Annotated in this window: 21 protein-coding genes; 9 read left to right on the top strand and 12 right to left on the bottom strand. The window is 70.7% G+C overall.

Annotation, left to right across the window (positions count from 1 at the left end; all coding sequences use genetic code 11):
• Positions 1-60: 60 nt before the first annotated feature.
• From OHT76_RS20450 to OHT76_RS20435, 4 genes are read right to left on the bottom strand one after another with little or no spacing between them, the layout of a single operon-like run.
• Positions 61-939: a hypothetical protein gene (locus tag OHT76_RS20450; protein WP_328872304.1), complete on the bottom strand. Its 879-nt coding sequence runs from the start codon at positions 937-939 to the stop codon at positions 61-63.
• Positions 936-1,934, bottom strand: a complete 999-nt coding sequence (locus OHT76_RS20445) for an ABC transporter permease (protein ID WP_328872303.1) — start codon at positions 1,932-1,934, stop codon at positions 936-938. Before OHT76_RS20445 ends, OHT76_RS20450 begins: the two co-directional genes overlap by 4 nt.
• Complete coding sequence (locus OHT76_RS20440) at positions 1,931-2,818, bottom strand: ABC transporter ATP-binding protein (protein WP_328872302.1); 888 nt, start codon at positions 2,816-2,818, stop codon at positions 1,931-1,933. The genes OHT76_RS20445 and OHT76_RS20440 overlap by 4 nt, the downstream gene beginning before the upstream one ends.
• Positions 2,815-3,201, bottom strand: a complete 387-nt coding sequence (locus OHT76_RS20435) for a GntR family transcriptional regulator (RefSeq protein ID WP_328872301.1) — start codon at positions 3,199-3,201, stop codon at positions 2,815-2,817. Before OHT76_RS20435 ends, OHT76_RS20440 begins: the two co-directional genes overlap by 4 nt.
• 113 nt (positions 3,202-3,314) lie before the next feature.
• Between OHT76_RS20435 and OHT76_RS20430 the strand changes: the two genes are divergently transcribed.
• From OHT76_RS20430 to OHT76_RS20410, 5 genes are read left to right on the top strand one after another with little or no spacing between them, the layout of a single operon-like run.
• Positions 3,315-3,857: an RNA polymerase sigma factor gene (locus tag OHT76_RS20430; RefSeq protein ID WP_328872300.1), complete on the top strand. Its 543-nt coding sequence runs from the start codon at positions 3,315-3,317 to the stop codon at positions 3,855-3,857.
• Positions 3,854-4,669 (top strand): zf-HC2 domain-containing protein, encoded by an 816-nt coding sequence (locus tag OHT76_RS20425; RefSeq protein ID WP_328872299.1) that lies wholly within the window; start codon positions 3,854-3,856, stop codon positions 4,667-4,669. Before OHT76_RS20430 ends, OHT76_RS20425 begins: the two co-directional genes overlap by 4 nt.
• Positions 4,666-5,526 carry an ABC transporter ATP-binding protein gene (locus tag OHT76_RS20420; RefSeq protein WP_328872298.1) on the top strand — a complete coding sequence of 287 codons (861 nt, stop codon included), beginning with the start codon at positions 4,666-4,668 and terminating at the stop codon, positions 5,524-5,526. The genes OHT76_RS20425 and OHT76_RS20420 overlap by 4 nt, the downstream gene beginning before the upstream one ends.
• Entirely contained in the window at positions 5,523-7,040 is a 1,518-nt protein-coding gene (locus OHT76_RS20415) for an ABC transporter permease (protein WP_328872297.1), read from the top strand. Before OHT76_RS20420 ends, OHT76_RS20415 begins: the two co-directional genes overlap by 4 nt.
• Positions 7,028-7,648: an ABC transporter gene (locus OHT76_RS20410; RefSeq protein WP_328872296.1), complete on the top strand. Its 621-nt coding sequence runs from the start codon at positions 7,028-7,030 to the stop codon at positions 7,646-7,648. Before OHT76_RS20415 ends, OHT76_RS20410 begins: the two co-directional genes overlap by 13 nt.
• A gap of 81 nt (positions 7,649-7,729) precedes the next feature.
• Here OHT76_RS20410 and mshD read toward each other — a convergent pair whose 3' ends face one another.
• Positions 7,730-8,656: a mycothiol synthase gene (gene mshD / locus OHT76_RS20405; protein WP_328872295.1), complete on the bottom strand. Its 927-nt coding sequence runs from the start codon at positions 8,654-8,656 to the stop codon at positions 7,730-7,732.
• A gap of 158 nt (positions 8,657-8,814) precedes the next feature.
• Between mshD and OHT76_RS20400 the strand changes: the two genes are divergently transcribed.
• Together OHT76_RS20400 and OHT76_RS20395 are read left to right on the top strand one after the other, a co-directional pair.
• A complete protein-coding gene (locus OHT76_RS20400; protein ID WP_328872294.1) occupies positions 8,815-10,629 on the top strand; it encodes a bifunctional metallophosphatase/5'-nucleotidase in 1,815 nt (604 codons plus the stop codon).
• Between the two features lie 58 nt (positions 10,630-10,687).
• On the top strand, positions 10,688-11,872 hold the full coding sequence (locus OHT76_RS20395) for an LmeA family phospholipid-binding protein (RefSeq protein ID WP_328872293.1): 1,185 nt from the start codon (positions 10,688-10,690) through the stop codon (positions 11,870-11,872).
• A 20-nt stretch (positions 11,873-11,892) separates the two neighbouring features.
• Here OHT76_RS20395 and OHT76_RS20390 read toward each other — a convergent pair whose 3' ends face one another.
• Positions 11,893-12,540, bottom strand: coding sequence for a Uma2 family endonuclease (locus OHT76_RS20390; RefSeq protein ID WP_328872292.1), 648 nt, complete (start codon positions 12,538-12,540; stop codon positions 11,893-11,895).
• 569 nt (positions 12,541-13,109) lie between these two features.
• On the opposite strand from OHT76_RS20390, the gene OHT76_RS20385 reads away from it, so the two are divergent.
• The gene (locus OHT76_RS20385; RefSeq protein ID WP_328872291.1) at positions 13,110-15,179 is read left to right on the top strand and encodes a pectinesterase family protein; all 2,070 of its coding nucleotides are present in this window, start codon (positions 13,110-13,112) and stop codon (positions 15,177-15,179) included.
• Here OHT76_RS20385 and OHT76_RS20380 read toward each other — a convergent pair.
• The 6 genes from OHT76_RS20380 to OHT76_RS20355 form a co-directional block, all read right to left on the bottom strand.
• Positions 15,166-16,608, bottom strand: a complete 1,443-nt coding sequence (locus OHT76_RS20380) for a HAMP domain-containing sensor histidine kinase (RefSeq protein ID WP_328872290.1) — start codon at positions 16,606-16,608, stop codon at positions 15,166-15,168. The two genes, OHT76_RS20385 and OHT76_RS20380, sit on opposite strands and share 14 nt — an antisense overlap.
• Complete coding sequence (locus tag OHT76_RS20375) at positions 16,605-17,339, bottom strand: response regulator transcription factor (RefSeq protein ID WP_328872289.1); 735 nt, start codon at positions 17,337-17,339, stop codon at positions 16,605-16,607. Before OHT76_RS20375 ends, OHT76_RS20380 begins: the two co-directional genes overlap by 4 nt.
• 87 nt (positions 17,340-17,426) lie before the next feature.
• The gene (locus OHT76_RS20370; protein WP_328872288.1) at positions 17,427-17,597 is read right to left on the bottom strand and encodes a hypothetical protein; all 171 of its coding nucleotides are present in this window, start codon (positions 17,595-17,597) and stop codon (positions 17,427-17,429) included.
• Positions 17,598-17,607: 10 nt separating this feature from the next.
• Entirely contained in the window at positions 17,608-18,606 is a 999-nt protein-coding gene (locus tag OHT76_RS20365; RefSeq protein WP_328872287.1) for a S1C family serine protease, read from the bottom strand.
• Positions 18,607-18,728: 122 nt separating this feature from the next.
• Positions 18,729-19,751, bottom strand: a complete 1,023-nt coding sequence (locus OHT76_RS20360) for a LacI family DNA-binding transcriptional regulator (RefSeq protein ID WP_328872286.1) — start codon at positions 19,749-19,751, stop codon at positions 18,729-18,731.
• A gap of 84 nt (positions 19,752-19,835) precedes the next feature.
• Positions 19,836-20,615 (bottom strand): response regulator transcription factor, encoded by a 780-nt coding sequence (locus OHT76_RS20355; protein WP_328872285.1) that lies wholly within the window; start codon positions 20,613-20,615, stop codon positions 19,836-19,838.
• A 173-nt stretch (positions 20,616-20,788) separates the two neighbouring features.
• On the opposite strand from OHT76_RS20355, the gene OHT76_RS20350 reads away from it, so the two are divergent.
• Complete coding sequence (locus OHT76_RS20350) at positions 20,789-21,661, top strand: alpha/beta hydrolase (RefSeq protein ID WP_328872284.1); 873 nt, start codon at positions 20,789-20,791, stop codon at positions 21,659-21,661.
• The last annotated feature ends 37 nt before the right edge of the window (positions 21,662-21,698 follow it).

Genomic DNA, 21,698 nt, shown 5'->3' with positions numbered 1-21,698 from the left:
GCCCTGTATGCCGGGACCGCACGTCCCTCCCCCCGTAGGAGAGACGTACGGCTCCGGAGTTCAGGGGGTGCGGCGGCGCAGCAGGCAGAAGGCGGTCGCCACGGCGGCGGCTGCGACGGTGAGGAGGATGCCGCTCTCCACGTACTGGAGTGGCCAGAAGTGGGACCGGGGGTGGAAATTCAACCTGGTCTGGGAGGCGGTCACCTGGAAGACCGAGCGGGGTACTTCCCAGTCCGTTGTGTCGCGGGTGATCGTCGGCCACAGGCTCCCGCGGTGCCTCTCCAGCAGGTTGAAGAGGACCAGCGAGGCCACGAGGGCGGCCCCGGCGGCGGGCAGCGCCCGTCCCAGCAGCATCCCGGCGAGTGCGCCGAGGGCGAGGCCGGTCAGGGCGTAGGCGACGGCGGTCGGGCCGGTGCCGACGTAGACGTCCGGGTAGTACCAGTCCCCGACCAGGTTCGGGTTGTCCTTGCCCCGCGCCCACTCGCCCAGCAGGACCAGCGCGGTCGTACCGACGGTGAGCAGCACGGCCGGTACGGCGAGCTTGGCGGTCAGCCAGCGGGCCGGGGTGATCGACTGGGTCCAGGCCAGCCGCGCGGTGCCGTTCTCCAGTTCGCGGCCGATGAGCGCGCCGCCCGCCCAGGCGGCCACCGGGAAGATCAGCCAGACCAGGACGGCGGTGACGAAGGCGAGGCCGGTCGAGTACGTCTCGTCGGCGGTGATCGCGTCGACCGCCGCGCACGACGGCAGCTCGTCGGTCGCCGGGATCGCACAGGCGCTGTTCCCGCGCTCGGCCTCGTCGGAGAGGGCGGCGAGATAGAGAAGGAAGCCGGTGCCGGCGAGCAGGGCGAGGCCCCACAGGACAAGCGCCGTGCGGTGCAGCCGCAGCACGGCCCGAAAGAGGCCCGTGCCTCGGACGGTCGGGTCGGTGACGGCGGTCATACGGCGGCTCCGGTACGGCGCCTCAGCAGCCAGAACGCGGCTACGACCGCCACGGCCGCGAGGGCCAGGACGATGCCGGTCTCCATCAGCTGGAGGGGCCAGAAGTGCGAGGTCGGGTGGTAGTCGGCGTAGAAGCCGGTGATGTCGCGGTCGCTGAGGCAGCGGGGCTCGCCCATGCAGTCCGGGAGCGGGACCCGGGCGCCGGTGGAGGTGAGGGCGCCGCCTTCGACGATCATGCCGACGGTCTCGGGGTAGTCGTCCTTGGCGAGCGCGGTCTCGGTCGGCCACAGGTGCGGGCGCAGCTCGCCCAGGCGGTTGGTGAGGGCCGCTGTGGCAACGGTGGCGACGGTCAGGGCGGGCAGGGCGCGCCGTAGGAGCAGGCCGGTGAGGGCGCCGACGGCCAGGCCCAGCAGGGCGTAGGCGGTAGCGGCGGTGCCGTTGGCCAGGAAGATCGAGTCGTCGTGCCAGGAGCGCCAGCCCATGGTCCGGTGCAGTTCCCCGTCCGAGGACCACGTCAGGCGGTGCAGCAGGGTGAGCGTGAGCATGCCTGCGGTGAGCAGCGCGGCCGGGACGGCGAGTTTGGCGGCCAGCCAGCGCGCCGGGGAGACGGACTGCACCCAGGCCAGCTGGGCGGTGCCGTTCTCCATGTCGCGCCCGATGAGCGCGCCGCCCGCCCAGGAGGCGGCGAACAGCGGCACGAAGTTCATCAGCGACCCGCAGACGGCGAGGATGTCGTCGTAGCGGCCGAAGGCGGGGCCCGTGAAGTCGCAGCCCAGGCCCGGTTGCCCGGCGCCGCAGCCCATGTCCCGGTACTCGTCCCAGGCGGCGTCCGCGCCAGGGCCATAGGCCCACAGCAGCCCGCCCGCCACCACGGCCACCAGCATCAGCCAGAACAGCAGCGCCGACTGGTGCACCCGCAGCATCGCCCAGAGCAGCCCGCGCGGACCGCGGGAGCGCGGCGCGGCGGCGGTCGCGGGCACCGTCGCGGCGGTCATACGGACGCCTCCTGGGCCTCGTCCAGGGTGAGCGCCGGGGCCTCGGGGGAGCGCAGGTGGGCGAGGACGAGCTCTTCCAGGGTCGGCTCGCTGGACTGCCAGCCGGTAGCGACCGGGCCCTCGGGGCGGATCAGCGCGGTGAGCTGGCGGCCGGTCGTGCGGGACTCGACGACGGTGTGCGGGGCGAGGGTGTCCTCGGCGCGGCCGGTGACGAGGGCGTGCGCGGCGAGTATGTCCTCCAGCGGTCCGGCGAGGCGGACCCGGCCCGCGCCGAGCAGCAGGAGGTGGTCGCAGGAGCCCTCCAGCTCCGCCACAACGTGCGAGGACATGACAACAGTGGTGCCGTGTTCGGCCGCGTCCGCCATCAGGGTGCCGGTGAGCTGGTGCCGGGCGAGCGGGTCGAGGTCGGCCATCGGCTCGTCCAGGAGCAGCAGTTCGGGGCGCTTGCCGAGGGCCAGGGCGAGGGCGACCCGGGTGCGCTGGCCGCCGGAGAGGGTGCGGATCTTCGCGCCCGGGTCGAGCTCGCCCTCGGCGACGATCCGTTCGGCGACGGCGTTGTCCCAGCGGCGGGGGTTCAGCTCACGGCCGAGCCGGAGGGTGGCGGCGACGGTGAGCTGGGGGTGCAGGGGCTTGTCCTGGGCGACGTAGGCGAGGCGTTCGCGGGCGGCGGCCGGGGTGGTGCCGAGCACGGTGACGGTGCCCTCGCTGGGCCGGAGAAGGCCGGCGGCGAGGGCGAGGAGGGTGGACTTGCCGGCGCCGTTCGGGCCGACCACGGCACAGATCCGTCCCGCCGGAAGCCGGAACTCACAGCCGTCCAGCGCCCGCTTGCGGCGTCGGCCGAATCTGCGGCCCAGCGCCGCCGCTTCTATGGCGATCTCGTTCACGCCTCGTCCCCCTTGAAGTGCTCGTCCAGTACGGCCGTGAAAAGTGCCGCTACGTCGTCGTGCTCCAGGCCCGCCTCGCGGGCCCGCACCGCCCAGTCCGTCAGTTCCGTGCGCAGGGGGGAGTCGGCGGGCGAGGCGCCCAGGGACTTCCGTACGAACGTGCCGAGGCCGCGGCGGGCGTCGACCAGGCCCTCGCGCTCCAGCTCGCGGTAGGCCTTCAGAACGGTGTTCGGATTGATGGCCGTCGCCTCCACGACCTCCCGCGCGGTGGGGAGCTTGTCGCCCGGTGCCAACAGGCCCAGGCGCAGGGCCTGTTTGGTCTGCTGGACGATCTGCAGGTAGGTGGCGACGCCGCTGCGCCGGTCGATGCGGTACTCGACCACTGACTTCCACCACCCTTTCACTAATTGAGTAGTGAAAGGGTGGTGGAAGTGGAGTCCGAAAGTCAAGCCGTGATGTCGTGAACCGAACAGCCGGGCTCGTCCGATGAGGAGACGTGAGCGAAACGAGAAGCGACGGGGAGCTGCTGCGCGCCGTCGCGGCGGACGGGGACCGGCGCGCCTTCGAGGAGCTGTACCGGCGGTTCGCGCCCTGGCTGACCGCACGTCTGCGGGGCCGGTGCGCCGACCCCGGGATCGTCGACGACGTCGTACAGGAGACGTTTCTCGCGGTGTGGCGGGGGACCGCCAAGTACCGGGAGGACGGGGATGTCGCCGGGTGGCTGTGGCGGATCGGGTCGCGCAGGCTCGTCGACGCGCTGCGCGGGGACGGGGCGCGGGGCCGGTTGCGGCAGGCGCTGGCGCGGCTGCGGCACCGGGACGAGGTGTCCGCGGAGGACCGCGTGCTCGCGGGGGTTGAGCACGGGGATCTGGCGGGCGCTCTGGTCCGGCTCTCACCGGAGCTCCGCGCGGTGCTCCAGGCCACGGTCGTCGACGGGCTGACCACCCGTGAGGCGGCCGTGCTGCTGGGGATTCCGCCGGGGACCGTCAAGACGCGGGCGATGCGGGCCCGTAAGCAACTGCGGGAGGCGCTGGCATGACGACCTGGCATGTGGCAGAAGATGATCTACGGGCCTATGCGCGGGGCGAGTTGGCGGCCCCGCTGCTGTGGTCCGCCGACACCCACCTGGCTGCCTGCGCGCCGTGCCGGTCGGTGCTGGCCGAGGTCAGCGATCCCGTCGACCTCGGCTGGGAGCGGCTCGACGCCGAACTCGACGCGCCCCGCCCCGGACTGTTCGAGGGGCTGCTGGTGCGGCTCGGGGTCGCCGACCACACCGCGCGACTGCTCGCCGCGACACCCGTGCTGCGCCGCTCCTGGCTGGCGGCGGTGGTGTTCCTGCTGCTGACGACGGTCGGGGTGGTGCACTCGGCCGGTTCGCCGACGCTGTTCCTCGCCCTGGCACCGCTGCTGCCGCTCGCGGGGGTCGCGCTGTCGTACGGCCCCGCGCTGGACCCGACGTACGAGATGGCGGTCGTCGCCCCGGTGCACGGCTTCAAGCTGCTGATGATCCGGACGCTCGCCGTGCTCGCCGCCGGACTCGGCCTCAACGGCCTGGCGACCCTCGCCCTTCCCGACTACGGCCTGCGCGCCCTCGCCTGGCTGCTGCCCGCGCTCGCCCTCACCGCCACCGGACTCGCGCTGACCCCCCGCTTCGGGCCGGTCCTCGCGCCGTCCCTGGTCGGCGGCGCGTGGGTGGCGCTGATCGCCGCGGCCGACGCGAGCGGCGACGGACCGCTCATCCCGTTCACCGCCGCCGGACAGGGCACCGCCGCAGCGGTCGCCGCCCTTGCCGTCGGCCTTCTCTACCTCGTACGTGACCGATTCGACGTCTTCCCCAGGAGCGCCGTATGACCTCCACCGTCTCCGCCTCCGGGCTCAGCCTCCACTACGGCGGCACCCGCGCCCTCGACGAGGTGTCGCTGGAGCTGACCCCGGGTGTGACCGGGCTGCTCGGGCCCAACGGCGCCGGAAAGACCACCCTGTTGCGGGTGCTCGCCACCGCCGTGCCCGCCCAGCGCGGGGCCTTCACGGTGCTCGGGCACGACCCCGGCTCCACACGCGGCCGACAGGAGGTCAGGCGGCGCCTCGGCTATCTGCCGCAGACGCCGGGCTTCCACCCGGACTTCACCGCTTTCGAGTTCGTCGATTACGTGGCGATCCTCAAGGAGATCAACAACCGCGCCGCCCGCCACCGCGAGGTGCGCCGCGTTCTGGACGAGGTCGACCTCGGCGACGTACGCGGCAAGCGGATCAAGAAGCTGTCCGGCGGTATGCGGCAGCGGGTCGCGCTCGCCGCCGCGCTCGTCGGGGACCCCGGCTTTCTGGTCCTGGACGAGCCGACCGTCGGGCTCGACCCCGAACAGCGCATGCGGTTCCGGGAGTTGATCGCCCACGCGGGCGAGGGCCGGACGGTGCTGCTGTCCACACACCAGACCGAGGACGTGGCGATGCTCTGCCACCGGGTGCTGGTGATGGCCGGTGGCCGTATCCACTTCGACGGCACCCCCGCCGAACTGACCGCGCGGGCGGCCGGCCGGGTCTGGAGCAGCACCGAACGGGCCCCGGACGCGAAGGCGGGCTGGCGCACCGGCGCCGGCACCTTCCGCAATGTAGGCGACCCACCGCCCGGCGCAGACCTCCTCGAACCCACCCTCGAGGACGGCTATCTGCTCACCCTCGACGGCCAGGACCTGGCGGTGACGGCATGAGCACGCTCGTCCAACCGGCGCCCGTCGCCGTACGCACCGAACCCCGCGACTCCTGGGCGTCCGTGTTCACGCTCGCCCGTTTCGAGGCGCGCCGACTCCTCCTGTCGCCCCCGGTGCTGGTCGCCTTCGCCGTGTACATCGCCTGGATCGTGTGGCAGACCCTCGACTCCTACGACGGTTTCCCCGCACTCCAGGACGCCGACCGCGACACCCAGAGCTCGCCCCTGCTCGTCGGGCTCGCGGTGCTGCTGAGCGTGAACCTGGCCGTGCTGCGCTCCCGGCGCCGGGACACCGATCGGCACTTCGACGTGCTGGTCGTCACGACTTGGCGCCGTACGGTCGCCCACGTCCTGTCCGTCGTCCCGGCGGTGCTGCTGACCGCGGTGTGCGTGGGCGTGCAGTTCGGCTGGGAGGCGCTCAAGCCGGGGGCCGTCGGGCACGGTTCGCCGGGCGAGCTGCTCGTCGGACCGCTGACGGTGCTGCTGTTCGGGACGCTCGGGGTGCTGCTGGCCCGAGTGCTGAAGTCGGCCTTCGTGGGCCCGCTGCTGGTCGTGTTCTTCCTCTTCTTCCTGGTCCTCGGAGTGGCCCCCGGCGGTGCCGAGTCGGGGACGCGCTGGCTGCACCCTGTGGTCGGCGAGAGCAGCTCCGAGACGCTCCCCTCCGACCTGCTGGGCCGCCCGGCCGCCTGGCACGCGCTGTATCTGCTCGGGCTGGGACTCGCGGTCGGTGTCCTCGCGGTGCTGGCGGGTGGCGGTCGCCGCTTGAAGACTGTCTACGCCGCCCTCGGCGGGGCCATGGCCCTGGTGCTGGTCGGCGCGGTCGCCCAGTCCGGCGGCGAACCGGCCTCGCTGACGGCGGCCCGCGAAAAGGCCACGGTCGATCCGGAACAGACGTGTGTGCAGCGCGGGCGGTCGACGTACTGCGCCTACCCGGAGTGGACGCCCCGCGTCGGGACCTGGGCGCAGGTCGTGGACGAGGTGGCGGAGCTGGCCGGCGGTACCGCCCATGAGCAGCGGCTCCTCGTCCGCCAGCGGGTCGAGGCCCGCTACGGACTCTCCGGGGACGGCGCACTCCAGCCCCTGAGCACCGCGCACGAGGTCACCGTGGGCACCCGGTGGGGCGGCAACCGCGTCCCCGAGTTCTCCTCGGCCGTCGCCGCCGTGCTGGTGGCGGGGAGTGAACAGGCGGGCAGTGAGCTCTGCGACGGGCGGATGGTCACGGTGATGTGGCTCGCCCTGGGTTGGCAGGACCAACCCATGGACGCGCTGCGCAAGGTCCGCCTCGACGACAGCGTCTCCGGCTCGGCGATCGTGCTGCAGCCGACGGATCCGCTGTCGATGTCGGCGGCGCAGACCGATGTCGTACGTACGCTGCTGACCCGCCCTCGCGGTGAGGTGACGGCGCAGGTGAAGGCGCACTGGCCCGAGCTGACGGCTCCCGGGGTGACCACCGCGCAGGCCGCCGAGCTGCTCGGGGTCAAGGGGATCACGGAGAAGGACGGATGCCAGGAGTGACGGAGTTGCTCCGCCCGGTCTGGCGCACGCTGCCCTGGCGGGCGCTCGGCGCCGGGGCGGCCGTAGGACTGCTGATCGCCGGAACCGCGCGGTGGCTCGAAGACGGCTTCAGCCCCGGCCTCGCCCTCAACGCCCTGCGCGCCGCAGCCCTCGCCTTCGCCCTGGGCCTGGCCTTCCTCCTGGACGACCCGGCCCGCCACACCACGGCCACCGTGCCCACCCGACGGCCCGTCCGCCAGGCCCTGCGCCTGGCGCTGGTCGCCCCGTTCGCGGCGCTGTGGTGGGCGGCGGCGGTCCTGCTGGTGCCGGACGGGCTGCGGCCCCCAGTTGGCGCGGTCACCCTGGAGGCGGCGGCCGCGTGTGCGCTGGCGCTGGCGGGGGCGGCGGCGTGGATCCGACGGTCCGACGAGCCGGAGCCCGGTGTCGGGGTCGGCGCCGGGCTGCTCACGGTGGCCGTACTGGCTCCGCTGCTCTGGCCCGATCGGTGGGAGCTGTTCGTCACGGTGGACGACCCGCGGTGGGCCGACGCCCATGAGCGGTGGGGGGTGGCGCTGACGGCGGCTTTGGCCGGGTTCGCCGTCTGGGCTCGGGAACCAGTACGCCCCTAGGGGCGCGGGGCTGTGCCGATTTGCGGCTCCGCCGCGCGGGCGCGACCAGCCACGACGGCGCCGCAGCCGACCGACAAGCGCCTACGTCTCCGTCCGATACATCAAATCCGTCTCATACGTCTCGAACCCCATCCGCTCATACACCGACACCGCCGCCTTGTTGTCGGCATCGACATACAGCATCGCCGTCGGCAACCCCTGTTCCGCCAAATGCCGAAGGCCAACCGCGGTGAGCGCCTTGCCGAGGCCGCCGCCCTGCGCACCGGGACGCACGCCGAGGACGTACACCTCGCCGATTCCCTCCTCGGCGTGCACCTTGGTCCAGTGGAAGCCGATCAGCTCGCCCGCCCGCTCGGCAAGGAAGAACCCGGCGGGGTCGAACCACGGCTCGGCCATCCGGTCGTCGAGGTCGCGCTGGGTGAGGGAGCCCTGCTCGGGGTGGTGGGCGAAGGCGGCGGCGTTCGCGGCGAGCCAAGCCGCGTCGTCCTGACCGGGCACGAAGGTCCGTACCGTCACGTCCTGCGGCAGCCCCGGCTCGGACAGGTCCAGGCCGGCCAACGGCCGCCGCATCTGCCGTAGTTCACGGAAGAGGGTGAGCCCGAGCACCTGCGCCAGATGCCGGGCCGCCGAGTGGCCGCCGTGCGCCCACACCCGCAGCCGCTTGCCGGAGGCGGCGAGCAGGGCCGAGCCGAGCGCCCGTCCGTGGCCGTGCCCGCGGTGCGCGGGGTGGACGACCAGTTCGGCGGCCGGTGCCTCCACCGGATCGGTGTCCTCCAGCTGGGCGTACCCGACGAGTTCGTCGTCGACGCTGAGCAGCAGATGCCGCACGCCCTCGCGCTCGCCGCCGCGCAGTTGCAGCCGTCCCTGCTCGGACACCGCCTGTTGGCCGTCGCTGTGGGCGGCCTCGGCGAGCAGGTCGAGCACCGCCTCGGTCTGTTCGGGGGCGAGTGCGGAATAGGTCTCGATGGAGCGGCCCCCACCGGGCCGTGCGGTGTCGTCGCTGGTCATGCGTACGAGGGTAAGCCGATGGCACAGCAAACCCACGGCAAAAGGGAAACCAGGATGTAACCCGGAACCACCTTCCGCGCTACGCGCGTTGACTCTAGGCTGCGCGCCTGGGCCAGTCCTCACAGGACTCTGCTTTCACACGACTCACAGGGGGGCGTATGCCAGCCATGTCCACGCAGCCGCAGCACCGCCGCAGACGCCGGACGCATCTGATCCTCACCGCCGCGGCGGGCCTCGCCACCGCCGGCGCCCTGGCCGCCGCGCTGCCGGCGACGGCGACCGCGGAGGAGGGCGACCGGAAGGGCGGCCACAGCTGGAGCCGCTACCAGGACGTCCAGCTGCTGTCCTTCAACGACCTGCACGGCAACCTCGAGCCGCCGTCCGGCTCCTCCGGCCGGGTCACCCATCTCCACGAGGACGGCACCACCGAGGCCATCAACGCGGGCGGTGTCGAGTACCTCGCCACGCACCTGCGCCAGGCCCGCGAGGGCAACAAGTACTCCGTCACCGCGGCCGGCGGCGACATGGTCGGCGCCTCCCCGCTGATCTCGGGCCTCTTCCACGACGAGCCCACCATCGAGGCGCTGAACAAGCTCGACCTGGACGTCACGAGCGTCGGCAACCACGAGTTCGACGAGGGCGCGGTCGAGCTGGCCCGCCTCCAGAACGGCGGCTGCCACCCGACGGACGGCTGCTACAGCGAAGAGGGCTTCGCCGGCGCCGACTTCCCGTACCTGGCGGCCAACGTCCAGAACGAGAAGACCGGCAAGCCCATCCTCAAGCCGTACTGGGTGTGGAAGAAGAAGGACGTCAAGATCGGCTTCATCGGCGTGACCCTGGAGGACACCCCGGGTGTCGTCTCCGCCGAGGGCGTCAAGGGCCTGAAGTTCAAGGACGAGGTCGAGACGATCAACAAGTACGCCCGCGTGCTCCAGGCACAGGGCGTGAAGTCGATCGTCGCGCTGATCCACGAGGGCGGGGCCCCGGCCTCGACGGCGTACAACTACGACTGCGACTCGCCGGGCGCCGGTGACGGCATATCCGGCCCGATCGTCGACATCGCCAAGAACATCACCCCGCAGGTCGACGCGCTGGTCACGGGCCACACCCACGCGGCCTACGCCTGCACCATCAACGACCCGGCGGGCAACCCGCGCACGGTCACCTCGGCCGCGTCCTTCGGCCGGCTCTACACGGACACGACGCTGACGTACGACCGGTGGACGGGTGACATCGCCCGTACGGCCGTGAAGACGGCGAACCACGTGGTCACCCGGGACGTCGCCAAGGCGACCGACATGACCGAGCTGATCACCAAGTGGAACACCCTCGCGGCGCCCATCGGCAACCGCGCGATCGGCCACATCTCCGCCGACATCCCGAGCACCGGCACCGAGTCCCCGATGGGCGACCTCATCGCGGACGCGCAGCTCGCCCACGGCAAGCAGCTGGACCCCGAGACGGACCTGGCGCTGATGAACCCGGGCGGTGTGCGGGCCGGCCTTACGTACGCGGCCAAGGGCAGTGAGGGCGACGGCGTGGTGACCTACGCCGAGGGCTTCACGGTCCAGCCGTTCTCCAACACGGTGAACCTCCAGGACTTCACCGGCGCGCAGCTGATCCAGGTGCTCAAGGAGCAGGTCAGCGGCTCGAACGCGGCGGCGCCGAAGATCCTTCAGCCGTCGGCGGGTCTGACGTACACGCTGGACATGACGAAGACCGGCGCGGACCGGATCGTCGTGGACTCGATCAAGTTGAACGGTGCCGCGATCGACCCGGCGGCCACCTACCGCGTCGCGACGAACAGCTTCCTCGCGGGCGGCGGCGACGGCATCACCACACTGGGCCAGGGCACGAACGACCTGGTCGGCTCGGACGACCTGGCGGCGCTGGAGCAGTACCTGACGGCCAACTCCTCGGCGGCGAGCCCTCTTTCGCCGCCGGTCGCGAACCGGATCACGATCGTGAGCTGAATCGCAAACGAGCGGTAACGGTTGCGGGAAGGGACGGTGCGCATGGTCGTATGGATCGATGCGTACCCCCCACCACATAGTGACGCATCCCGAAATCGACCCCTATGAGGAGTTGACGGAACTGGAAAAACTCGGCGTCCGGTCCTTCGAGCCGGACGACGAGGACGACTGGGCCCCGCCCAACCATCGCCGCGGCGGACGTCGTCGACGCCGCCGCGGCCGCCTCGCGGGTCTGCCGCTCGCGGCGAAGGCGGTGATCGGCCTGCTGGCCGTCACCGCCTTCCTCGTTCTCGGCGACCGCTGGGCCCTGCTCTACGCCGAACACCGGGCCGCGGACGCACTCAAGGACCGCATGAACCTGAACGCCGCTCCCGAGGTGGAGATCGGCGGCTTCCCCTTCCTGACCCAACTGGCCGACGAACGCCTGGAGTCGGTACGGATCACGGTCCCGGACGTGGCCGCGGACAGGGTCTCGCTGGCGCGAGTTTCCGCGACCGCGCGAGACGTACGACTGGACACGGACGGCCCGACCTCAATACGGGGCTTCACGCTCCCCGCGATGGACGGCGAGGTCGTGCTGTCGTTCTCCGACCTGAACCGTGAACTCGGTGCGTCCCAGATGAAGTTCACCGCGCAGGGCCGGGACCGGGTGCTGGCGCGCGGCACGCTGCCGATCGCCGGGCACGATCTGCGGCTGCGGGCCGAGGCGCGCATCGGCCGGGACGGCGCCGGAGGCCTGTCGACCGAGATCGGCGGCATACGGCTGGACATCGGCGAGTTGGCGACGTACCGCCCCGGGACGGGTGCCACGCAGGGCCTGCACCTGACGCGTTCGTCGGCCGCGCTGCTCACTCGGGAGACCCGGAAGGCGAAGGCGCTGCTGTCGGTGCCCTCGGTGGTACGCAGGCTGGGGGTGCCGGAGTCGGCGGTGCGGGAGGCGCTGCGCTCGGACGCGGAGCTGTCGAAGCTGACGGGAACGCCGCGCTTCGTCCACCAGGCGATGGGCGTGAACCTCCTAGACCTGGCGCTGGATCATCCGGGGGTGCTGGAGCGCCTGGGCCTGGACCCGGGGCTCCTCAAGGCACTGCCGGACCTGACGCGCCCAGTGCTGGCGGAGCGACTGTCCCTGGGCTTCCGGCTGCCGGAGCCGCCTCGCGGCGGGGAGCTGCGGCTGACGGATGTACGGGTGGAGGAGGACGGGATCAGGGTGCGGCTGGCTGGGGCGGACCTGGAGTTCCCGTAATAGATCCGCGGTGCTGGTCCTCAACTCCGCTTGGGGCCGGTGATGGCCTCGCCGATCACGAAGCCCTTGGCGGGGCCTTCGGGGATGGTGACGTCGGTGCCGTAGGGGACGCGGTGGATGTCTTCCCAGTCGGCCTTGTCGGGGCGGGGGGTGGTGAGGAGAGTGACGGCGCCTTGGCCGTCGTAGTCGTCGATGAGGACGTATACGGGGATGCCGGCGCGGGCGTATTCGCGGCGCTTGCGGTCTCGGTCGCGGTCCTGGTTGCGCTTGCCGGGGGAGACGACCTCGAAGACGAGTCGGACGGCTGCCGCATCGACACCGAGCCCCTCTGGGTCGGCGTACGGTTCCAGATCCTTCGGCGCGATGAAGGCATCAGGGATCCACCCCTTGCGCCGGAAGATGACGTTCGTGTCTTGGTACGCCGCGTATTCCCCCTCGGCCAGGAAGTGCACAAGCGCATCGCGCAGACGGTTGACGATCTGGGCGTGGGACAGGCGACCGGTGGGCGACACCTCGAGGGCTCCCTCGATGATCTCGGCGCGGTAGCCCTCGGGGGGGTCCATGGTCTTCCAGACCTGCCACAAGAACTCGTCCAGGTCGGTTTCATTCAGGGATTCAGCCTGAGCCTCGGACATCGTCTCGGGCCTCTCATGTGCGAGAGCGGTCAAGGTGGCACCTCCTCCTCAAGTGTGGGCTGGGTGTGCTCGGGGCACAAGCAACGCGATCACGGTAGGTAGGGCGATGGGCTGACCAGGGGCAATGCCCACGGTTCACCCGTTCGAGCGAGGGCGGAACGATCCGTCAGCCGCGGCGGTCACCGTTGGTCCCCAGGAATACGTCCCCCTCGGCTGACCGCCACCCGAAGGACGTCCGTCAGTGATTCCACCGCCCTGCTGAGGGCGAACCCCAACCCCTGCCCCATCGAGTACGACACCCCCCTCGTCCGCCCCTCACGGGGACCAGTCCCGAAGGCAAGCCCTGCTACCTCAGCACCGACGGGGAGCACGGCACGCTCTTGGCGTAACGGCTCGGCGGCGAGCGGGAGTCGGGCCGCTGATGCGCGGTTGCGTCCTCGGGCGGGGAAGAGGGCTCGTACGAGTGCGAGCAGCAGCGATTCGATGAGAGACATAGGGCACCGAGATTGAGCAGCCCGTCGCCATAGGCCCCGGCAACCTTTCCGTTCCGTGCGGCAACCACCCTGTGGTCAGCCACCCCCGCACGAAATGGAACCCCCCCCATGAGCGCACACCGCGACAGAGGCACTGCCCGCCCCCGCCACCGCAAGCGCAACACCGCCCTCGCCATCGGCGTCCCCCTGGCGCTGACCGCCGCCGGCACGCTGGCGTACGGGTCGGTGTACGGGATCGGCGCCGGAGCGGAGCAGGCGTCGGCCGCCACGGCACCCGCCTGGGCGACCGCCACCGCGGACGGCTTCGCCTCCGTCAACTCGCTCGGCCAGAACGGCACTTACGGCGGCCGCGACGGCAAGACGGTCACCGTGAAGACGCTCGCGGATCTGGAGAAGTACGCGACCGCGTCCGAGCCGTACGTCATCGTCGTAGCGGCGACGATCAACATGAACCCGGTCGGGAAAGAGATCAAGGTCCAGTCGGACAAGACCATCGTCGGGTCCGGCACCTCCGGCCAGATCGTCGGCGGCGGCTTCTTCCTCGGTACCGGCGTGCACAACGTGATCATCCGGAACCTGACGATCCGGGACTCGTACCAGGGCATCTGGAACGACAAGGACCACGACTTCGACGCCATTCAGATGGACGGAGCGCACCACGTCTGGATCGACCACAACGACCTGCGGCACATGGCCGACGGGCTCATCGACGTCCGCAAGGACAGCACGAACATCACCGTCTCCTGGAACAAGCTGAGCAACAACAACAAGACGTTCGGCATCGGCTGGACCGAGAACGTCGTCACCGACATCACGATCCACCACAACTGGCTCCGCGAGACGGAACAGCGCAACCCCTCCACGGACAACGCCGCCCACGCGCACCTCTACAACAACTTCCTGGAGGACACGGCGGGCACCACCATCACCTCCTCCTACGGCAACTACTCGCGCGGCAAGACGAAGATGGTCCTGGAGAACTCCTACTTCCAGGGCTTCACCAACCCCGTCATCAAGGACAGCACGGCGGCGATCGTCCAGAAGGGGAACACCTTCGTCGGCACCAGCGGCCGTAACGAAAGCGGTGGCACCGCCTTCGACCCGAAGACGTACTACGCGTACACGCTGGACAAGACGGCGGACGTGCCGTCACTCCTGAAGTCCGGTACGGGCCCGCGCAGTTCGATCGGTACGACGGCCACCACGACCGCCGCCGCCGCGACCACCCTCACCGTCGCCAAGGACGGCAGCGGTCAGTACTCCACCGTCCAGGCCGCCGTGAACGCCGTACCCGCGAACAACCCCTCCCGGATCGTCATCGCCGTCAAGCCGGGCACGTACCGCGAGACGGTCAAGGTCCCCGCCAACAAGCCGCACGTCACGATCCAGGGCACGGGCGGCAGCCGTAAGGACACGGTGATCGTCTACAACAACGCGTCGGGGACGCCGAAGCCGGACGGCTCGGGCACGTACGGCACGTCGGGCAGCGCCACGGTCGCGGCGGAGGCGGACGACTTCCAGGCCCGCAACCTGACGATCACCAACGACTTCGACGAGGCCGCGAACCAGTCGCTCTCCGGCCACCAGGCCGTCGCCCTGCGCACCGCCGCCGACAAGGTCTTCCTCGACTCACTCATCATCAACGGCGACCAGGACACCCTGCTCCTCGACACCGCGGCCGCGGACCGCCTGGGCCGCGTCTATGTGCGGAACTCCTACGTCACCGGCAACGTCGACTTCATCTTCGGCCGCGCGACGGCGGTGATCGACCAGTCGGTCATCACCCTGAAGAAGCGCTGGAACGGCACCTCGGCCGGCTACATCACCGCCCCCAGCACCCCGGCCGCCCGCAAGGGCCTCCTGATCAACCGCTCCACGGTCAACGGCGACGTCTCCAACGCCAGCTTCTTCCTGGGCCGCAACTGGCACGCCGGCGGCGACGCCACCCTCCGCCCCCAGACGACGGTCCGCAACTCCACCCTGAGCGCCGCCATCAAGACCACCCCCTGGTCCGACATGGGCGGCTTCTCCTGGAAGAACGACCGCTTCGCGGAGTACAAGAACACGGGCCCGGGCGCGGGCAGCGCGAGCAGCGACCGCCCGCAACTCACCGACACCCAGGCCGCGGACCAGGAGGTCGCGGACTGGCTGGGCGACTGGACGCCTACGGCTTCCTGACGCTCCCAGGGTCCGGGCTCTCCGGCGGCGGCACCGGTGCCCCCGGCAGCCGTACGGTTGCCACCGTGCCGCCGCCCTCGGCTCGGGCCAGTGATACCTCGCCGCCCGCCTGCTGGATCGTGCGGGCCACGATGGAGAGGCCGAGGCCGGAGCCGGGGAGGGCGCGGGCCGACGGTGAGCGCCAGAAGCGGTCGAAGACGTGGGGGAGTTCGTCGGCGGGGATGCCGGGGCCGTGGTCGCGGACCGTCAGTACGCCATCGGTCAGGACGACCTCGATCGTGCCGCCGTCCGGGCTGAACTTCACCGCGTTGTCCAGGATGTTGACCACCGCGCGCTCCAGCGCCGTCGGCTCCGCGCGGACGTACCAGGGCTGGAGGTCGGCGGTGATCGTCAGCTCCGGGCCACGGAGCCGTGCCCGGCGCAGGGCGGATTCGACCGTGTCCTCCATCGACACCACCTGGACGCGCTCGCCGCGCTGGCCCTCCGATCGGGACAGTTCCTGCAAGTCGCCGATCAGTGCGGCCAGTTCGGTCATCTGCGCCTTCACTGAGGCGAGCAGTGCCTTGCGGTCCGCCTCCGGGATGGGGCGGCCGGTTTCCTCGCTGCGGGTGAGGAGTTCGATGTTGGTGCGGAGGGAGGTCAGGGGGGTGCGGAGTTCGTGGCCCGCGTCTGCGATGAGCTGCTGCTGCAGCTCGCGGGAGCTGGCCAGGGAAGACGTCATCGAGTTGAACGAGCGGGACAGACGGGCCACCTCGTCCTCGGCGTCCTCCTCCACGGGGATACGGACGCTCAAGTCCTCGGTGCGGGCCACGTGCTCGACGGCCTCGGTGAGCTTGTCGACGGGGCGCAGGCCCGCGCGGGCGACCGCCAGACCGGCGGCTCCGGCGCCGATCACTCCCACACCGGAGACGAGGAGGAGGATCAGGGCGAGTTCGTTGAGTGTGGACTCGGTGCCCTTGAGCGGGGTCGCGAGGACCAGGACTGCAGGGCCCTGGTTGGTGGTCAGGGGCAGCGTCAGCACGCGTACGGCGTTGCCGTCCTCGTCGGTGCCGTTGTGGAAGATGCCGTCGTCGCCGCCTTCCTCGATCACCTTCCGGTCGGTGTCGGAGACCTTCACCTTGCCGGAGGCGAACGTGTTGACGCAGACGGTCTCGTCCTCTTTGACCACTTGGAAGTAGTTGTTCCCGAGGCCGTGCGCGTCCTCGGCGCAGACGGCGAGGGTGTTGTTGATCTGGTCGTTGAGCCGCGGCTGCGGCACCTCCACCATTTCCGTCAGGTCCTTGTCGACCTGCTCATACAACTTCCCCTGCACAATGAACCAACAGGTAACCGAAACCGCAGCCACCCCGAACGCAACCGCCGCCGCCACCAGCAAGGCCAGCCGCGACCGGATCGGCAGCGAACGGAACCGGCGTAGAACCCTTCTCACTCGGCGCCGCCCTGGCGGAGGACGTACCCGACTCCGCGGACCGTGTGCACGAGGCGCGGCTCGCCGCCCGCCTCGGTCTTGCGGCGCAGGTACATGACGTACACGTCGAGGGAGTTCGACGACGGTTCGAAGTCGAAGCCCCAGACCGCCTTGAGGATCTGCTCGCGGGTGAGGACCTGGCGCGGGTGTGCCATGAACATCTCCAGGAGGGTGAACTCCGTGCGGGTCAGTTCCACCGGCCGCCCGCCCCGCGTCACCTCCCGCGTCGCCAGGTCCATGCGCAGGTCGGCGAAGGTGAGGGCCTCGTCCTCCTCCACCGCACCCGCGCCGGCCGCCGCGTACGAACTGCGCCGCAACAACGCCCGCACCCGTGCGAACAGCTCGTCCAGCTCGAACGGCTTGACCAGGTAGTCGTCGGCCCCCGCGTCCAGGCCCGTCACCCGGTCGCCGACCGTGTCACGCGCCGTCAGCATCAGGATCGGGGTCGTGTCGCCCGCCCCGCGGATGCGGCGCGCGGCGGTCAGGCCGTCCATGCGGGGCATCTGGATGTCGAGGACGACCAGGTCGGGGCGGTACGCCGTCGCCTTCTCCAGGGCATCGGCGCCGTCGACGGCCACCTCCGTGTCGTACCCCTCGAAGGCGAGGCTGCGCTGAAGGGCTTCACGCACCGCCGGCTCGTCGTCGACGATCAGGATGCGCTGGGGTTCACGGTCGCCATCGGCGGGGCTCATGGGCTTCGGGTTCCTCGGGTGCGGAGGGACGGTTCAACGCCTTCAGCCTCGCATGTTCGAGGCGGGGGCGTTGAGCAACAAAAGGGGTCAGGCTCGGGCCGTCGTACGGCGGCGGGCCCGGCGGCCCGTCGCGCCGCCCGTGGCCAGCTCCGGCGCCCTGGAGGACACGGGCGCGTGGAGCTCGTACGCCACCTCCAGCGCCAGCGTGAAGCGCGCCGGGTCGGTGTCCGTCACCGTGTGGGAGATCTGCTTGATCATGACGTACCCCTTAGTTCTGGGACCCCGACCGCAGCTTCGCGAGGTCGGACTTGACGGTGTTGACCGGGATGGCGAAGCCGAGGCCCACGCTGCCGGCGTCGGAGGAGGTCGAAGCGGACGAGTACATCGCGGAGTTGATGCCGATGATGTTGCCGCTCATGTCGATCAGCGCGCCGCCGGAGTTGCCCGGGTTGAGGGACGCGTCCGTCTGGAGCGCCTTGTACGTCGTCGTGGACGAGCCGGTGTCGCCGTTGAACTCCTGGCCGCCGAACTCGAACGGCCAGCCGCCCCCGCCCTGCTGCTGTTGCTGCTGGCCCTCGTCGGTGGAGACGGTGACATCGCGGTCGAGCGCCGAGACGATGCCGCTGGTCACGGTGCCGGTCAGGCCCTCGGGCGAGCCGATCGCCACGACCGTGTCGCCGACCTGCACGCTGTCGGAGTTGCCGAGGCTCGCCGCCTTCAGCCCGGAGGCGTTCTCCAGCTTGATCAAGGCGAGGTCCTTGCTGCTGTCGGTGCCGACGACCTCGGCGGTGTACTCCTTGCCGTCGCTGGTCGTCACCTTGATCGAGGAGGCGCCGGAGATCACGTGGTTGTTGGTGATGATCTCGCCGTCACTGGTGATGATCACGCCGGAGCCGGTGGACTCACCGGAGTTCGACGTCGCGCTGATCTCGACGATGCTCGGGCTGACCGCCTCGGCGATGGCCGCGATGTCGCCCTTCTTGCTGGACGGCACCACGCTGGTGGTGGTGCTCGCGGCGACCGTGTCGCTGCCGGTCAGCTCCTGGACGGCGTACGCGGTACCGCCACCCACGGCCGCGGCGACCAGCGCGACGGCGGCGAGCAGGGCGATGGGACCCCGGGTCCGCCTCTTGACCGGCTGCGCAGGCTCGTGCGCCGGCGGGGGCGGCCACTCGGGGTTCACGGAGGAGGTCGCGTGGTGCTGAGCGCCCTGGTACGGGTTTTCGTACTGCTCGTACTCGCCGTCGCGGCGGAAGCTCTCGGTCATGGCAATGAGCATGTCGGCCCACCATGAGAGCTTCCTGAGCGCCCGCTGAGAAGCCCGGCAGAACCTCGTATGCCCGATGTAAAGACGTTCCCGGAAGCCTGACAGGGCCTCTCAGGGAACCTTCAGAGACAGCCGCAGGACTGTCGTGGAACCAACCGCGACGGAAACACCTTCAGCCGCTCCCGCCGGGACCCGGCGACCCGCAGTCCATCGTCCAGCACAAGGTCGACCGCGGCCCGGGCCATGGCAGACCGATCGCTTGCGATCGTTGTCAGCGGCGGATCCGCCAGCGCCGCTTCCTTGATGTCGTCGAAGCCGGCCACCGCCAGCTCCCCGGGAACATCGATCCGCAGCTCGCGCGCCGCGCGCAGCACACCGATGGCCTGGTCGTCGGTCGAGCAGAAGATCGCCGGAGGGCGGGAGGGCCCGGCGAGAATCTCCAGCGCTATCTGGTACGCGTCATAGCGGTTGTACGGCGCCTCGAACAGCCGCCCCTCGGTCGGCAGCCCCGCCTCGTCCATCGCGCGCCGCCAGCCCTCGACGTGGTCGGAGACCGGGTCACCGACCGACGGAGTCTCGGCGGTACCGCCCATACAGGCGACGTAGTCGTAGCCGTGCTCCAGAAGATGGCGTACGGCGAGCTGGGCGCCGCCGAGGTCGTCCGTGACGACGGCGACGTCGTCGATCGCCTCGGGGCGTTCGTGCAGCAGCACCACCCGGGCGTCCCAGGCGTCGATCTCGGCCGCGGCCAGGTCGTTCAGCGCGTGGCTGACCAGGATCAGACCGGAGACCCGCATGCCCAGGAAGGCCCGCAGATAGTGGACCTCGCGCTCGCCGACGTAGTCGGTGTTGCCGACGAGGACCATTTTCCCGCGCTCGGAGGCGGCCTGTTCGACCGCGTGCGCCATCTCCCCGAAGAAGGGCTGGCGTGCGTCCGGGATGATCAGGCCTATGAGGTCCGTGCGCCGCGAGGCCATGGCCTGGGCGACCCGGTCGGGCCGGTACCCCAGCTCCTTGATCGCGGCGAGGACACGCTCGCGCGTGGCCGGGGCAACCGGCCGGGGTCCGTTGTTGATGACATAGCTGACGACGGCAGTGGACGTCCCTGCCAGCCGCGCCACATCATCCCTGGTTACCTTGGCCACGCGCGGAGTCTACGCGGATGGACCCGCTCTGGGCAGGGCGTGAAGGAGCTTCCCTGTGCCCTGCCTGAGCGCTGTCCGACGGTCCTAGGCGTCCGCGCTGATCTCCACGCCGTCCAGGACGGCCGTCTCGTCCGCATCCTCCGCCTTTTGCGGGGCCGCCTTGGCCCGCGCCTCCTCGGAGGTGCGGTCGCCCTTCTCGGGCGTAACGAATCGATAACCCACGTTCCGGACGGTCCCGATGAGCGACTCGTGCTCGACTCCGAGCTTGGCGCGCAGCCGTCGTACGTGGACGTCGACGGTTCGGGTGCCGCCGAAGTAGTCGTAGCCCCAGACCTCCTGCAGCAGCTGCGCGCGCGTGAAGACGCGGCCCGGGTGCTGGGCGAGGTATTTGAGGAGCTCGAACTCCTTGAAGGTGAGGTCGAGGACCCGGCCCTTGAGCTTCGCGGAGTAGGTCGCCTCGTCGACGGAGAGGTCGCCGTTGCGGATCTCCATGGGGGAGTCGTCGTTGACGATCTGCTGCCGGCCCATGGCCAGGCGCAGCCGCGCCTCGACCTCGGCGGGCCCTGCGGTGTCGAGCAGGACGTCGTCGATGCCCCAGTCGGCGGTGACGGCGGCGAGGCCGCCCTCGGTGACGACGAGGATGAGCGGGCAGCCGGGCCCGGTGGAGCGCAGCAGCTGGCACAGGCTGCGCACCTGCGGCAGATCACGGCGGCCGTCGATCAGGATGACGTCGGCGCCCGGGGTGTCGACGAGGGCGGGGCCTTCGGCCGGGGCCACTCGCACATTGTGCAGAAGCAGGCCGAGAGCCGGAAGCACCTCCGTCGACGGCTGGAGGGCATTGGTCAGGAGCAGCAGAGAACTCATACGTCTGGTTCCTCCTCGGTCCCTGCGAGGACGTTTGCGGCACAGCGGTACAGCTCTGCGTCCCGAAGGCTCCGTACACCTGCGGTTTCCCGCGTCGTATACAACGCTTCCGAAAGCACAAAAGGACCCGGGGGCTTCGCTGCCCGAGTCCTCTGCCCAGCAGAATAGCCCACATGAGGACTGGTCCGGCAGGTCATGTGGCGCGTTTGACGACTGTTCCGAACTCTGAGACGAACAGACGCACCCCTATGCGGACGTTTCTGCGCACAGAAGACGGGGTGACGATTGATTCCGTATACGAACCGGGTGCGGTCGTATACGACGCCGGAATTCCACCTTCTGGTGATCCGGTGTTTGTGATCGCGCACGGTTTCACGGGCGATGTGGACCGCCCGCACGTACGCCGGGTGGCGACCGCGTTCGCGCAGTACGGGGCCGTGGTCACCTTCTCCTTCCGCGGGCACGGGCGCTCCGGCGGGCGGTCGACGGTGGGGGACAAGGAGGTGCTCGATCTGGCGGCCGCGGTGGCCTGGGCACGGGAGCTCGGGCACGCGCGCGTGGTGACGGTGGGCTTCTCCATGGGCGGCTCGGTCGTGCTGCGGCACGGGGCGCTGTACGGAGCGGACGGTTCGATGCGCGAGGGGGGCACGGAAGCGCGTACGGATGCCGTGGTTTCGGTCAGTGCCCCCGCCCGCTGGTACTACCGGGGTACGCCCCCTATGCGGCGGGTGCACTGGCTGGTAACCCGCCCCGAGGGCCGCATCGTGAGCCGGTACGGACTCCGTACCCGCATCCATCACCGGGGGTGGAGCCCGGTCCCGCTCTCCCCGGTGGAGTCGGTGCCGGCGATCGCCCCGACCCCGCTGCTGATCGTGCACGGCGACCGTGACGGCTACTTCCCGGTCGACCACCCCCGCATGCTGGCCGAGGCCGCCGGTGACCACGGCGAACTCTGGCTGGAGCCCGGCATGGGCCACGCGGAGCACGCGGCCGCCGACGAGCTGCTGGCCCGGATCGGGCGCTGGGGTGCCGGCCGGGCGGGCTAGCCTGGCCCTGTTGACAGCCGAAGGACAGAGGAACGGG

Source organism: Streptomyces sp. NBC_00287, assembly GCF_036173105.1.
Taxonomy (GTDB): Bacteria; Actinomycetota; Actinomycetes; order Streptomycetales; family Streptomycetaceae; genus Streptomyces.
The sequence above is the reverse complement of the archived record's forward strand: the minus strand, read 5'-3'. Positions and strand labels throughout refer to the sequence as shown.